This is a genomic window from Cupriavidus basilensis, from assembly GCF_029335485.1.
GTDB lineage: Bacteria > Pseudomonadota > Gammaproteobacteria > Burkholderiales > Burkholderiaceae > Cupriavidus > Cupriavidus basilensis_E.
The window spans coordinates 1-13221 of the sequence record NZ_JARJLM010000699.1 but is presented as its reverse complement, the minus strand read 5'-3'; the positions used below and the strand labels follow the sequence as shown (position 1 = coordinate 13221).

Annotated in this window: 9 protein-coding genes; 1 reads left to right on the top strand and 8 read right to left on the bottom strand. The window is 66.4% G+C overall.

The window, feature by feature from the left end:
* Nucleotides 1-37: 37 nt before the first annotated feature.
* The 7 genes from P3W85_RS43150 to badH all read right to left on the bottom strand — a co-directional run bounded on the left by P3W85_RS43150 (nt 38) and on the right by badH (nt 12042).
* Nucleotides 38-3505: a GLUG motif-containing protein gene (locus P3W85_RS43150; RefSeq protein ID WP_276269319.1), complete on the bottom strand. Its 3468-nt coding sequence runs from the start codon at nt 3503-3505 to the stop codon at nt 38-40.
* A 55-nt stretch (nt 3506-3560) separates the two neighbouring features.
* A complete protein-coding gene (locus tag P3W85_RS43145; RefSeq protein ID WP_276269318.1) occupies nt 3561-5210 on the bottom strand; it encodes a ShlB/FhaC/HecB family hemolysin secretion/activation protein in 1650 nt (549 codons plus the stop codon).
* Nucleotides 5211-6576: 1366 nt separating this feature from the next.
* Nucleotides 6577-7401 carry an enoyl-CoA hydratase gene (locus tag P3W85_RS43140; RefSeq protein ID WP_276269317.1) on the bottom strand — a complete coding sequence of 275 codons (825 nt, stop codon included), beginning with the start codon at nt 7399-7401 and terminating at the stop codon, nt 6577-6579.
* Between the two features lie 13 nt (nt 7402-7414).
* Entirely contained in the window at nt 7415-9097 is a 1683-nt protein-coding gene (gene aliA, locus P3W85_RS43135) for a cyclohexanecarboxylate-CoA ligase (RefSeq protein ID WP_276269316.1), read from the bottom strand.
* Between the two features lie 99 nt (nt 9098-9196).
* Nucleotides 9197-10348: a cyclohexanecarboxyl-CoA dehydrogenase gene (aliB, locus tag P3W85_RS43130; protein ID WP_276269315.1), complete on the bottom strand. Its 1152-nt coding sequence runs from the start codon at nt 10346-10348 to the stop codon at nt 9197-9199.
* A gap of 81 nt (nt 10349-10429) precedes the next feature.
* Nucleotides 10430-11212 (bottom strand): 2-ketocyclohexanecarboxyl-CoA hydrolase, encoded by a 783-nt coding sequence (badI, locus tag P3W85_RS43125; RefSeq protein ID WP_017226639.1) that lies wholly within the window; start codon nt 11210-11212, stop codon nt 10430-10432.
* Between the two features lie 62 nt (nt 11213-11274).
* Nucleotides 11275-12042 carry a 2-hydroxycyclohexanecarboxyl-CoA dehydrogenase gene (gene badH / locus P3W85_RS43120; protein WP_276269314.1) on the bottom strand — a complete coding sequence of 256 codons (768 nt, stop codon included), beginning with the start codon at nt 12040-12042 and terminating at the stop codon, nt 11275-11277.
* Nucleotides 12043-12177: 135 nt separating this feature from the next.
* On the opposite strand from badH, the gene P3W85_RS43115 reads away from it, so the two are divergent.
* Nucleotides 12178-12696, top strand: coding sequence for a MarR family winged helix-turn-helix transcriptional regulator (locus P3W85_RS43115; protein WP_276269313.1), 519 nt, complete (start codon nt 12178-12180; stop codon nt 12694-12696).
* Nucleotides 12697-12727: 31 nt separating this feature from the next.
* Here P3W85_RS43115 and P3W85_RS43110 read toward each other — a convergent pair.
* Nucleotides 12728-13221 (bottom strand): tripartite tricarboxylate transporter substrate-binding protein (locus P3W85_RS43110; protein ID WP_276269312.1); only part of this gene is annotated, 494 nt, incomplete at its 5' end.

Here is a 13221-nt window from a genome sequence, read left to right as displayed (position 1 = left end):
GCCGGTTGCCGGTTTGCCCGGCGCGGCGCGGCGCGGGTTAGATGCCGAATTCAAGGCCCATCATCGGTACCTTGGCGGCTTCGCCTTCGACCTTGTTGAACGACTGCCTGCCGAAGTTCACGCCGATCAGGCCACCGTGGATGGTATAGCCGGAGCCCAAGGGGTTGATCTTGCCGCTGGCCGACGACTGGCTAACGGAGCCGCTGTTCCAGCCAACCAGGCCACCGAGGGTCCGGCCAGCCTTGCTGGTGACCTGGCCGGAGGCGGAGGCGTTGCTGATCTGGCCAACGTTCATGCCAACCAGGCCACCGACATGGCTACCGGCCCCTCCTGCGACATCGCCGCTGGCCGAGGAAGCCGTCACGCTGCCTCCGTCGAGGTAGCCAATCAGCCCGCCGGCATTGGCGCCCATGCCGCCGGTGACCGCGCCGTCAGCCCTGGCGCCATGGATCGAGCCGTCGCGGCTGAAGCCGATCAGCCCGCCGACGCTGGCACCGGTGCCGCCGGTAACCTTGCCGTATGCCTCGGCCCTGTTGATCGTAGCGAAGCCACTGTAGCCGATCAGCCCCCCCACGTTACCGCTGCTTTCATCGCGCACATCGCCCTTGGCGGTGAGATTGGTCAGGGTGCCCTCCAGGTTCTTGCCGATCAGACCGCCGATCGCCTCCGCGCCGGCGCCGGTGACCTTGCCGCTGGCCGAGGCGTTGTTCAGCGAGCCGCTTTCGTTGAAGCCGACCAGGCCGCCGATATGGGCGCCCGCTCCGCCGCTCACGTTGCCGGAGGCGGAGACATTGGTGTGACGCCCGCCCAGGTTATGGCCGATCAGGCCGCCCACGTAACGGCTCTTGCTATCGAGCACATCGCCGCTGGCGGAGCCGTTGGCGATAGACCCCTGCTGGTTCTTGCCGATCAGGCCGCCGATCGCCTCCGCGCCGGCGCCGGTGACCTTGCCGCTGGCCAAGGCGTTAGTGAACGAGCCATTGGCGTTGAGGCCGACCAGGCCGCCAATATAGGCACCCTTGCCACCGCTCACGCTGCCGGAGGCGGAGACATTGGCATGGGTCCCACCCTGGTTGTGACCGATCAGACCGCCCAGATAACGGCCACTGCCATCGCTCACATCGCCGCTGGCGGAGCCGTTGGTGACAGACCCCTGCTGGTTCTTGCCGATCAGGCCGCCGAGCGCCTCCGCGCCGGCGCCGGCGACCTTGCCGCTGGCCGAGGCGTTGGTCAGCGAGCCGCCGTTGTTAAGGCCGACCAGGCCACCCAGGACGCCATCCCGACCCTTTCCCGAAACGCTGGCGGAGGATTCGACATTGGTCAGCGAGCCGCCGTCGTTGATGCCCACCAGGCCACCCAGGTTCAGCCCGTTGCCGGCCAGATCGACCGAGCCCTTGCTGCTGCTGTTGAGGATCTGTGCACTACGGTTCACGCCGACCAGGCCACCCGCGCCATAGAAGTTGGAGCCGTTCTGCATCTGCCCGGCCAGGGCGACATCGGCCTGGCTATTGGAGATCTTCGCCACGCCATTGCCGTTGCCCATGTTAAGGGCCACCAGCCCGCCCATGGCATAGGTATTGCTGTCGCCGATCACCTTGCCGCTGGCAGAGGATTTGTCGATGCTGCCCCCTTGCAGATTCATCGCCACCAGCCCGCCAAGGCTGTTCAACATGGAGCCGCCGGTAACGTGGACATTGGTGGCCTTGACGTTGAAGATGCTGCCGAGGTTGACCCCCGCCAGCGTGCCGACCTGGGCGTTGTAGTGGGTGGCGCGAGCCGCGCTGGCCGAGATACGATCGAGATTCAGGTTGCGGATGTCACCGGCGTTCACACTGAACAGGCCGATGAAGCCGTCGCCATGGATGGACAGGTTATCGATGGTATTGCCCAGGCCGTCGAACACCCCGCTGAAGGTGCCGGCGTCGCCCAGCGACCGGAAACGGGCACCGTTGCCGGCAATCCTGTTGCCCAGTACGTAGCGGCCGCTCAGGCCGTTGTCGATGCCGCGCAGTTGGGCCAGGTTCTGGATCACGGCGTAAGACTCGCCGTTGGACTGGAAGGTGGCGCCGGTGCCGGAGAGGGTCACCGCTTTGCCGTCCTTGAGCGAGTAGCCGTTTTTGCCGTAGTTCAGCGCCAGACCGGCGCCCGCGCCGGTAAGGGCGAGGTTGTCGTTCAGGCGGACGCTACCGTTCTGCGCGGTCAGCGCGAGGCTGGCCCTGTCGCCGCTGGCGCGCAGTTCGCCATCGACGCGGACATCGCCGTGCTCGGCCGTCAGGCTCAGTTTGTTGCCGCTGCGCCAGGACACCGGAGCCTTGACGGACAGGTCGCCACTGCTGCTGGTCAACTCGATATTGGTGCTGTCCAGGTTTCGCGACAGGGTATCGGCCCGCAGGGTCGGGGTCTTGCCGCCGTTGTTGCCGTCAAGGCTGGCGATGCTCACATCCTTGGAGCGGATTGTCCAGGTGCCGGTGTTGCCCTTGTCGGCGCGGGTATCTACCACCGTCGCCAGTTGCACTTCTACCTGGGCGCCCCGGGTTTCCACCACGCCACCGTTGCCCTGGCCATCGAGGGCGCTGGCGTCCAGACGGCCGGCGACCCGCACGATGCCGCTGCCGCCGCCATCCAGCACGATCCTGCCGGACTTGTTCTGCAGGGTCTTGGCCTCGATCACGCCCTGGTTGCTGACCACGGTCTTGAGCAGGCTGTCGGCGCTCCTGGCGGTCATCAGCACCTGGCCCCCGTCGGCCTTGAGCAGGCCACCGTTCCGTGCCAGGGCATCCACCGCGCCGCTGTTGACCTGCAGGTTGAGCAGGCCATTGCCGTCGAAGTTGACGCTGAAGTCCTTGCCCGCGCCCAGCGCGACGCTGCCCATGCGTGCCTGGACCACGCCGCTGTTGCTGACCTGGGCGCCGAGCAGGGCGACGCTGCCGCCTTCGCTGGCGGTCAGGGTGCCGGCGTTGCTGATGGCGGCGCCGGAGTTGCCGGCGAAGCGGTAGTTGCCGCCGAGGAAATCCTTGTCGGTGATGTTCTGGGTGGAAGCCACCAGGCCGCCGACGTTGACCTGGGCGGACTTGCCGAACACCACGCCGTTGGGGTTGACCAGGAACACCTTGCCGTTGGCGTCGATGCGGCCCTGGATGTCACTGCCGTTGGTGCCGATGACGCGGTTGAGGGCGATGGATGCGCTGCCGGGCTGGCGGAAGCTGACGCGTTCGTTGCCGCCCACGCTGAATTCGTTCCAGTTGGTGATCAGCTTGTTGCTCTGCTGGTCGATGGTCATGTGCTTGCCATCGGGGGAGGTCTGCAAGGTGGCGTCGCCGGCGACTATCGCCGCGCCATTTGGCAGGGCAAAGGCCGGAGCCTGCCCGAGCAGGCCGAGCAGCGATACGCCCGCGGCGATCACTACCTTGCCGCGGCCGGCCTTGCCGCGCCGCCGGGTCAGTTCGCTGGCGACGTTCCAGCAGCCCAGTGCCTGGTTCCAGACTAGTGCATAGCTCTTGTTCATGATGAATCCTCTTGTGTGAAAGACTCTGCTGACTCCCCAGCAGAACGGGCAATGCTCAGAAGGACCGGGTCGCCTGGAGCCAGAGGCGTGGCGTGCGCTCCGGTTTGATGTTGTCTTCGCCCTTGCCGAGCGGCCAGGCGGCGGTCAGGCTGACCTGGTGGTCGCTGCCGTACCAGGTGGCGCCGACGCCCGTGCCCGCCATGTGGTTGTGGTTGCGTTCCCGGGTCCAGGGGCGCTTGTTGAACTTCACCGCCCCCCGGTCGATGAAGGAACTCAACTGCCAGCCTGGTGCCAGGCTGTAGCGCAGTTCCACGCTGGCCTGCCAGCCTTCGTCCCCGCTGCCTCTGGCAGTGCCCATGGGATAGGCCCGCACGCCATAGGGGCCGCCCAGGCCGATCTTCTCGGCGCTATCCAGGTTGCCGGAGGCCCACTGGGCGCTCAGCCGGGCGAAAAACTGGACGCGTTGGCTCACCTGTTGCAGGCGCATCGCACTGAGATTGAGCTTGTCGAAGCTGCCGGCCTTGCCGGCAGTGCGACTGTCCACGTATCGGTCTATCGGGTCGCCGATGCGCAGGCGGCCATGCCCGTAGGTCAGCGAGAAGCCGTTCTGGCCGCCGCCGAACAGGCGGTCCTGGCTGTTGCCGCTGATGCCGACCGTCCACAGGCCGATATCCTTGCGCCCGCGAAAGTCGAAGAGGCCGATGTTGTCGCGCAGCGTCTTGTTCTCGTATTGCACGAGCGCAGAGATATTGACGCTGCGGCCACGCAGCAGGGGTTGCGCAAGGAACAGGCTGTCGATGGTGGCCCGGCCGTGGGCATCCAGTTCCGAGAAGTCCCTGCCGAGGCGGTAGCGCATTTCGGAGCGGGCCAGGCCAATGCGGGTGGACCAGGGGCCGACCGGCAATTGGTAGGCCGCACGGTAGTAGCGCTGGTGCCGGTCGCTGCCCAGCAGCCGCAGGTTCAACTGGTCGCCCAGGCGCAGCGGGCTGTTGAGGCCGAGACTGCCGCTCAGGCGGTATTCGCCGGTGGTGTAGTCGCCGTAGTTGTCGGCCTCCACGCTGCCGCTGACAAGCGGGCCGGCGCTCGTCTCGACCAGCAGATCGGTGGTGCCGGCCTGCTGGCCGGGGCGCAAGGTGCCCTTGGCCTCGACGCCTGGGATGTCGCTGAGCAGCAGCAGGCTGCGTTCCAGTTCCGCGCCTTGCACCGCGGCGCCGCTTTCCAGCCGTGCCAGCGGCTGGCGCAGTACGCCATCGAGCGTGCGTGAACCGTTCTGCAGCCGGATCTGCCCGTAGCGCCCTTCGAGCACCTCGATGCGCACCTGGCCGTCTTCGACTTCCTGCCGCGGCAGGTAGGCGCGCGCCAGCGCGTAGCCTTGCGCCTGGTAGAAGGCGCCGATGCGTCCGGCGGCGTCATTCAGCTCGGCGAGGCTCAGCTCGCGTCCCCTCAGGTCGTCAAGCAGTGCCAGCAAGCGGGGCGAGTCGAACAGCAGGTTGCCGCCGATGTGGAAGCCATTGACCCGAACTCGCGGCCCCTGCTCCGCCTCCTCGGCGGTGGCGCGGTCTCGTGTCCCGGGTAGTTCCAGCTCCAGCTCCACTGGTTCGGGCAGGCTGGGGCGGGTGCTTTCGACGTCGCGCATCACCTGGCCGGCATTGGGCGGCACCGACGCCGGCGCCGCCGATACGGCAAGGGAAAACAACAGCGACATCGCTCCCGCTGCGCGGATATGGCGTCTGTTGTCCGGGCAGGAGCGCTGACGGAACCGAGGCGCAAGGACGAAAGACGCCGGAAGGTGGCTGGAGTGAGGGGCAGTGTCTTGCGCGGAACGCTTGCGAGATTCCGGCCCCGCGCGGGAAAAATACTTCTCTGTGTTCAAGGAAATCTTCAATTTCTAGCAGCTGGACAGGCTCTCTAATCGAAACAATTTGCGGAGGGGGCACCCGATCAGTACATGCGGATAACGGGGTGCAATTGGTGTGGCGCGCCCATCGTTTGCTCCGGAACCAGGGCAGCGAACAGCGTTGACCCGTTCGCCGGCATACCCATCGCCAGCCGTAGCGGTGTCTTTTGCATCCGCCCGGCGAGGCTTTAAATCGTCTTTCCTCGGGTGGAGGTCGATCACCAGCGATGATGGGTATGTCCTTCCCGACTTCGGAGCAGTGGATTTCCCAGAAGCCTGCCGCCGATATCTGGTAGAGGAGATGCACGGAAATCTGAAGGCCCGCTCTACCGCCATGCTGGTCCGTCAGGCGTGCTGCAGGCCTTTGATCATCGCCGCCAGCGCGCGGCGGCAAAGGGGGCGCGCGTCATCGTGGTCACCGCATGGGTCCGATGCCCCGCAGATGAATCGATCGACTCCCGCCGGTACGCCGGACCGTGCGCTCCATCCATTTGCTACGGGTACCGATTTGCGACATGTACCGATTGGCAAAGGAACCGTGTCTTTCGTGTTGAAGCTCGACGGGGTAAGGATAGCGGCGTTTCCGAAGAAAAAACCCAAGAATTATCTGGTGTCATCCAGCAATCCGGTACATGGGATTCGATCTCGCCGACGCATGGCTTTCATTGAGATAGAAAGAGCGAGAGGATATTGTGCAGACATCTCGTCAAAGATATCACTTGCCGATTGCGGCAGGATTGCGAAATTTCCCAAACCTTGCGGCGCCCCTTCCTAATGTCAACGCATTCGCCTGTATGCGAAATGGATCGTCCCATTACGTCAATGCGATGCAAGCTGGGAAGGAAACGAGGAACACCGGGCGCGGTGGATTCAGCCGCGCGTTGTCCACTGAGGATGGCGGATGCATCCGCACCCGGATAGGGACAACGCATTGTGATGGCGAAGGCCAGCTGACGTATCCGGGTGGATCGGAAAAAATGGCGCTGTGCGGTATGATCTATCGCGCGTGGGAGCCCAGCAGCGAAGCGCAGCAAGGCCGAAGCCTTGCGAGCATGCGTGAAGGCGGTTCGCGCGTCTTGTCGGCCGGCTTACGCAACGAAGTCGTGATTCAGTGCACCAACGGCACAGGCTGGCGATCGCGGTTGCCAGCTTGCCTGCCGTGGCCTCGATGCCGCTAACGATGCCTGAACACCGGCTCCCGCCGCTCAAGGAAAGCGTTCATCCCCTCCTTCAGATCCGCCGTGGCAAACAGCGCATGCAGCTGCCGGCGCTCGAACAGGATCCCCTCGGACAGGGAAGACTCCCAGGCACGGTTGACCGCCTCCTTGACCGCCATCATCGAGGGCAGCGAAAAACCGGCGATGGTCTGCGCCACCGCCATGGCCTCGTCCATCAGCCGCTCCGCGGCCACCACGCGCGAGACCAGCCCGCTGCGCTCCGCCTCGGCGGCGCCCATATTGCGCGCCGTCATGCACATGTCCATGGCCTTGGCCTTGGAGATGGCGCGCGGCAGGCGCTGCGTGCCTCCTGCCCCGGGCATCACGGCGAGCTTCAGCTCCGGCAGGCCGAACACGGCATTGTCCGCCGCGATCAGGATGTCGCAAGCCATGGCCAGCTCGCAGCCGCCGCCCAGCGCATAGCCGGCCACCGCGGCGATGACCGGCTTGCGCACGCTGCGCAGCGTCTCCCAGTTGCGCGTGATGTAGTTGGACTTGAAGACGTCCATATAGTCCCAGCCGCGCATCGCCGCGATATCGGCCCCGGCCGCGAACGCTTTGTCGTTGCCCGTGACCACGATCGCCCCGATGCCGTCGTCTTCGTCAAAGGCTTGCAGCGCCAGGCCGAGCGCATCCATCAGCGCATCGTTGAGCGCGTTCATCTGCCGGGGCCGGTTGAGCCGGATCAGCCCGACGCGGCCGGCGGTCTCGACAAGGATCGGATTTTGATTTTCTTCTCCTTTCTTATTTTCTTTCTCTTTCTCTTTCTCTTTATCTTCCATCGCGGGACCTCCCTTATGCAGGTGCGCCGGGCTCGCCATCCGGCGGCCGGCTTGCAGGCAGTGCTTCGCGGAGTTGCTCCCGCAGCCTGAATTTCTGGATCTTGCCCGCCGGCGTGGAAGGCAGCGCTTCCTGCACGACCAGCCGCTCCGGCATGTATTGCGCGGTCAGCTTCTGCGCCTTCAGGAAGGCCACCATCGCCGCCATGTCGAACGCCTGGCCAGGCCGCGTGACGACGAAAGCGCAGGCCCGCTCCCCAAGGCGTTCGTCGGGATAGGCCACGATGGCCACCTGCGCGATGGACGGGTGGCGATACAGCAGGGTTTCGACCTCCACCACGGGAATGTTCTCGCCGCCGCGGATGATGACGTCCTTGCTGCGCCCGTCGATGCGGATATAGCCACGGGCATCGATGCGGGCGAGATCGCCGGTGTCGAACCAGCCCTGCGCATCGGTGTCGTTCAGGTGCGGCCGCCGCAGGTAGCCGCCGAAGTTCGAGCAGGAGCGCACCAGCAGCCTGCCGGTGCGCCCTTCGGGCAGCGCCGTGCCGGCCGCGTCGGCCACCCGGACTTCGACCCCGGGCAGAGGACAGCCATCGGTATTGACGGCACGCTCGTCGTCGTCTTCGAGCCGCGTCGTGGCGACCGCGCCCATTTCCGTCATGCCCCAGGCCGACACCACCTTGGCGCCCAGCGCGCTGCGCGCCTGCTCCACCAGGGCGCCGGGTATCGGCGCGCCGGCGCACAGGAAGGCGCGCAGGGTGGGGACCGCCTCGCCGGTCCCTGCCACCGTCCTGGCCAGGTCGGTCAGGAACGGCGTGGAAGCCATGGTGAAGCTGACGCCGTGCGCCCGGATCAGGTGCAGCGCCTGGCGTGGCTCCCAAATGTCCTGCAGCACCACGCTCGCGCCAAGCATGACCGGCATCATCAGCCCGTACATGAAGCCGGTCTGGTGCGCCATCGGCGATGCCATCAGGATCACGTCGCGCTCATCCAGCCGCAGGCGTTCGGCGTAGGCCACGATGTTGGCCATCAGGGTATTGGCCGAATGCAGCACGCCCTTGGGCTCGCCGGTGGTGCCGGAGGTGTAGATCAGCTGGGTGATGTCGTCCGGGCCGGGCCGATGCCGTAGCAGCCGGTCCTGCGCGCCGGCCTCGGCTTCCCACGCGGGACCGCTCAGCAGGGACGCGAAGGCATTGGCCCCATCTCCGCCGACCACCACCACGTGTTGCAGGTCCGGCAGCCCTCCCCGCAGGCCATCGAACATCGCCTCATGGTCAAACCCGCGAAACCGCCCTGGAATCACCGCCACCTTGCTGCCCGCATGGCTGAGCATGAACGATAGCTCGCGTTCGCGCAGGATCGGCATCAGCGGGTTGAGCACCGCGCCAAGGCGCGAGCAGGCCAGGTAAAGCGCGGTGAACTCCCACCAGTTCGGCAACTGGCAGGACACCACGTCGCCAGCCCCTATGCCAAGCCTGGCCAGCCCGAGGGCGATGCGGTCGGCCCGGCCGGCCAGCTCCCGATACGTCAGGCGCGTGGTGGCGCCACTTTCGACCTGCACGGCGGTCAGCGCGATCCGGTCCGGGCATCGGGCCACGCAATCGTCGAGCGCGTCGTTGATGGTGCGCTCGGGCCAGAGGCCCCGCGCGATACTGGCGGCGCGCCGCGGGGGCAGCAGTACGGCGTCGAATTCCATGGGCGTGTCTCCTCGTTCTTGTCGTCGTTCGATGGGTTGTTCGATGGGTTGTTCGATGCGTTGTTCGACAGCACGGCATGCCGTGCCATCGCCGCGTCGTCAGGCCGGCACCGCTTCCCGGCCCGCCTGCGTACGGGCGATGATGGTCTTCATGATCTGGGCGGTGCCATCGCCGATCTGGAAACCCAGCACGTCGCGCAGGCGTTGCTCCATCGGGCCACGGTCATAGCCGCCATGCCCGAACGACAACAGGCACTGGTGCACCGCGTCGTAGGCCAGCTTCGGCGCCCACCACTTGCACATCGCCGCTTCGGCCGTGTGCGGCAGGTTGCGGTCTTTCATCCAGAGCGTCTGCAGGCACAGCAGGCGGGCGGCGTTCACCTGGGTCTCGTAGTCGGCCAGCGGATGCGACACCCCCTGGAAGGCCGACAACGGCTTGCCGAAGGCCTGGCGCTGCGCCACGTATTCCCAGGTTTCCTCCAGGCTGGCCTTGGCCACCGCCAGCACCTGCAGGCCGATCAGCGCGCGGGAGAAATCGAAGCCCTGCATCACCTGCACAAAGCCTTCGCCCTCCTTGCCGAGCAGATGGCTGACGGGTACGCGTACGTTCTCGAAGAAGATCGAGCCCCGGCCGATCGCGCGCTGCCCATGGCAATCGAAGCGATTGGTGGAGATGCCGGGCAGGTCCATCGGCACCAGCAGCGCCGACACGCCGCGCGCGCCCGCCTCGACGGAGCCGGAGCGCGCGAATACCACCGCGGCGTCGGCCTGGTCGGCGGCGGAAATGGATGTCTTCTCGCCATTGAGCACGTAATGGCCGCCGTCCCGCTCCATGCGCAGCCGCAGGCTGGCCGCGTCGGAGCCGCCGCGCGGCTCGGTCAGCGCAATGGCGAACAGCGCTTCACCCTGCGTCAGCCGCTGCAGCCAGGGCCGGGCGATGTCCGGCGCGGCGTGATGGGCCAGGATCTGCCCGTTCAGCGAAGCCAGCAGGTTGATATAGGAAATACTCAGGTCGGCGCGCGCCACCTCTTCGTGGATCACGCCGGCCGCCAGGCAGCCCATGCCCTGGCCACCGTATTGCTCGGGCAGTTCGGGGGCGATGAAGCCCATCTGGCCCATTTCACGCATCAGCGCGCGATCCAGCACGCGGGTCCGGTCGCGCTCCAGGAAGCCGGGCGCGATACGGTCGGCGGCGAAGCGCCGGGCATGGCCGGCCAGCGCGACCAGGTCTTCGTCGAGATAGGGGTTCATGGTGTCTCCGGGATGTCTTGCCGCATGGCGCGACGCTGCGATGCGCCATGCGGGCGCGTTGCCTGTTCCGGCAACGGCGGATTACTTCGCGTACTTGCGGAACTCGGGCTTGCGCTTTTCCTGGAAGGCCTTGACGCCCTCGCGCGACTCTTCCGTGTCGTAGTAGAGCTTCAGCGCGTACATGCCCATGCCGGCGATGCCGCTCTGGTGCGCGGTGTCCATGTTGAAGGAGCGCTTGGCGATGGCCAGCGCCGTGGGGCTCTTCTCCATGATCTCGTCGCACCACTTCTGCACTTCGGCGTCGAGTTGCCCGTGCGGAACGACCGCGTTGACCAGGCCCATGGCGAGCGCTTCCGCGGCCGGATAGCGCCGGCACAGATACCAGATCTCGCGCGCCTTTTTTTCGCCGACCACGCGCGCCAGGAACGCCGTGCCGTAGCCAGGATCGACCGAGCCGACCTTGGGGCCGACCTGCCCGAACACCGCCTTGTCGGAGGCAATGGTGAAATCGCAGATCGTGCACAGCACGTTGCCCCCGCCGATGGCGTATCCCTGCACGCGTGCGATCACGGGCTTGGGCACGTCGCGGATGGCGTTGTGCAGTTCTTCCATCGGCAGGCCGATGGTGCCGCGGCCGTCGTACTGGCCTTCATGGGCGGACTGGTCGCCACCGGTGCAGAAGGCCTTCTCGCCCGCGCCGGCGAGCACGATGGCGCCGATCTCCCGGTCGTAGCCGGCGCGATTGATCGCGTGGATCAGTTCGTCGCAGGTGCGCCCGCGGAAGGCGTTCATCTTCTCCGGGCGATTGATGGTGATCCATGCGGCGCCGTTGCGCACGTCGTAGAGGATGTCTTCGTAGTTCATGGCGGTGGTCTCCGTTGTCGTGATCTGCGTGTTGCGTGTTGCGTGTTGCGTGTCGCGTACCGTCAGCCGTTCATGGTCAGGCCACCCGACACGCTCAGCACCTGGCCGGTGATGAAGGCAGCGTCATCGCTGGCGAAAAACGCGATCGCCCCGGGCAGGTCGTCCGGCTGGCCGATGCGGCCCAGGGGGATCGAGCGGGTGAAGGCTTCCATCAGCTTTTCCGGGTTGCCGGCGCCTTGCTTGTAGTCCGCGAACAGCGCCGTGTCGGTCGGCCCCGGGCACACCACGTTGACGGTGATGCCATGGCGGGCGTGCTCGCGGGCAATGGTCTTGGAGAACGACACCAGGCCGCCCTTGCACGCGGCGTAGACCGCCTCTCCGGACGAGCCCACCCGCGCCGCGTCGGACGCGATATTGACGATGCGCCCTTGCCGGCGCTCGACCATGCCGGGCAGCACGGCATGATGCATATGCAGCGCGCCGGTCAGGTTGATGGCGATCAGGCGCTCCCATTGCACGGGTTCGGTCTTGGTGAACGGCTTGAACACGTCCCAGCCGGCGTTGTTGACCAGCACGTCGACGGCACCGATCCTGCTCGCGGTGGCGGCGACAGCCGCATCCACGCTGGCACGGTCCGTGATATCGCACTGGAACGCCTCGGCCCGGCCGCCTTGCTCACGGATCAGGGCGGCCACCTGCTCCGCCGCTGCGGGGTTCAGATCCAGCACGGCCACGGCCGCGCCTTCGCGCGCAAAGCGCCGGCAGGTCGCCCCGCCGATGCCGCCACCGCCACCGGTCACGATGACCGTCTTGCCTTCGAGTCTTTGCATGGTGTTCTCCTTGATGGTCAGGGGTGCTATCGTGCGGCTGAAGCGTCTCGCGCCAGCAGCTATATATGTAAATATATTGACGTATACTAGGTCGACAGCTAACGCAATGCAAGCGCTACCAATCAGGAATTCGCTATGGTTAACCCCGAATTAGATGACGATCTCGCCCCGACAGCGCGCATGGAGATGGCAAACAGGTTGTTCTTCCGCCTATACCAATGCGCAAACATGTTGCATAAAACGGGATCAAGAGCCGTGGAGGCCGAAGGACTGACGACGCAGCAGTGGGCGGTCCTGGGCGCGTTGTCGCGGCCACAGGCGGAGGGCGGCATGAGCGTGGGCGACCTGGCTCGCTACCTGATGGTGAGCCGGCAGAATCTGTCGGGACTGGTGAGCCGCATGGAGCGCGATGGCCACCTGCGCATGACGCCCGACGGGCGCGACCGGCGCTCGCGGCTGGTCACCATGACCGAATCCGGCCGCGATGTCTGGCTGCGCCTGGCCCAGCCCAAGATCCGGGATTACTACGAGCGGGCGCTGACCGACTTCTCGACGGGCGACATCACCCACACGCTGCACTACCTGCTCAAGCTGCTGGAAAACATGAAGGCGCTGGACACCGAAGCGCCCATGACGGAGGACGCGGCGCCGTGACGGCGGAAAGCCGGCGGCCAAGGCCGGCGCGTTATTCCGCCTTGATGCCGCGGGAACGGATCAGTTCGGCCCAGCCGGCGCTTTCCTCGCGGATGCGCGCGGCGAGCGCCTCCGGCGTGCCGGCAACCGGCTCCATGCCCTGCCGCGCCAGTTCCTGGCGGACCGCCTTGCCGCCAAAGACCTCGCGCACATCGGCATGCAGCGCGTCGACCAGGGCCGGCGGCGTGGCGCGCGGCGCCAGCAGGGCATACCAGGAACTGACCTCGATGCCCTGCACGCCCTGCTCCGCCAGCGACGGAATCGCGGGCGCCGCGGGCGAGCGCCTGGCCTGGGTAACGGCAAGTGCGCGCAATGCGCCGGAGCGGATGAACGGCGCCAGCGTCGGCAGCGTGCCGAACAGGATCGGGACCTGCCCCCCGACCACATCGTTGAGCGCCTGGGTAGTGCCCTTGTAAGGAACATGGAGCAGCGCAATGCCCGCCTGCCGGCGGAACAGCTCGCCGGCCAGGTGCAGGCCGCTGCCCA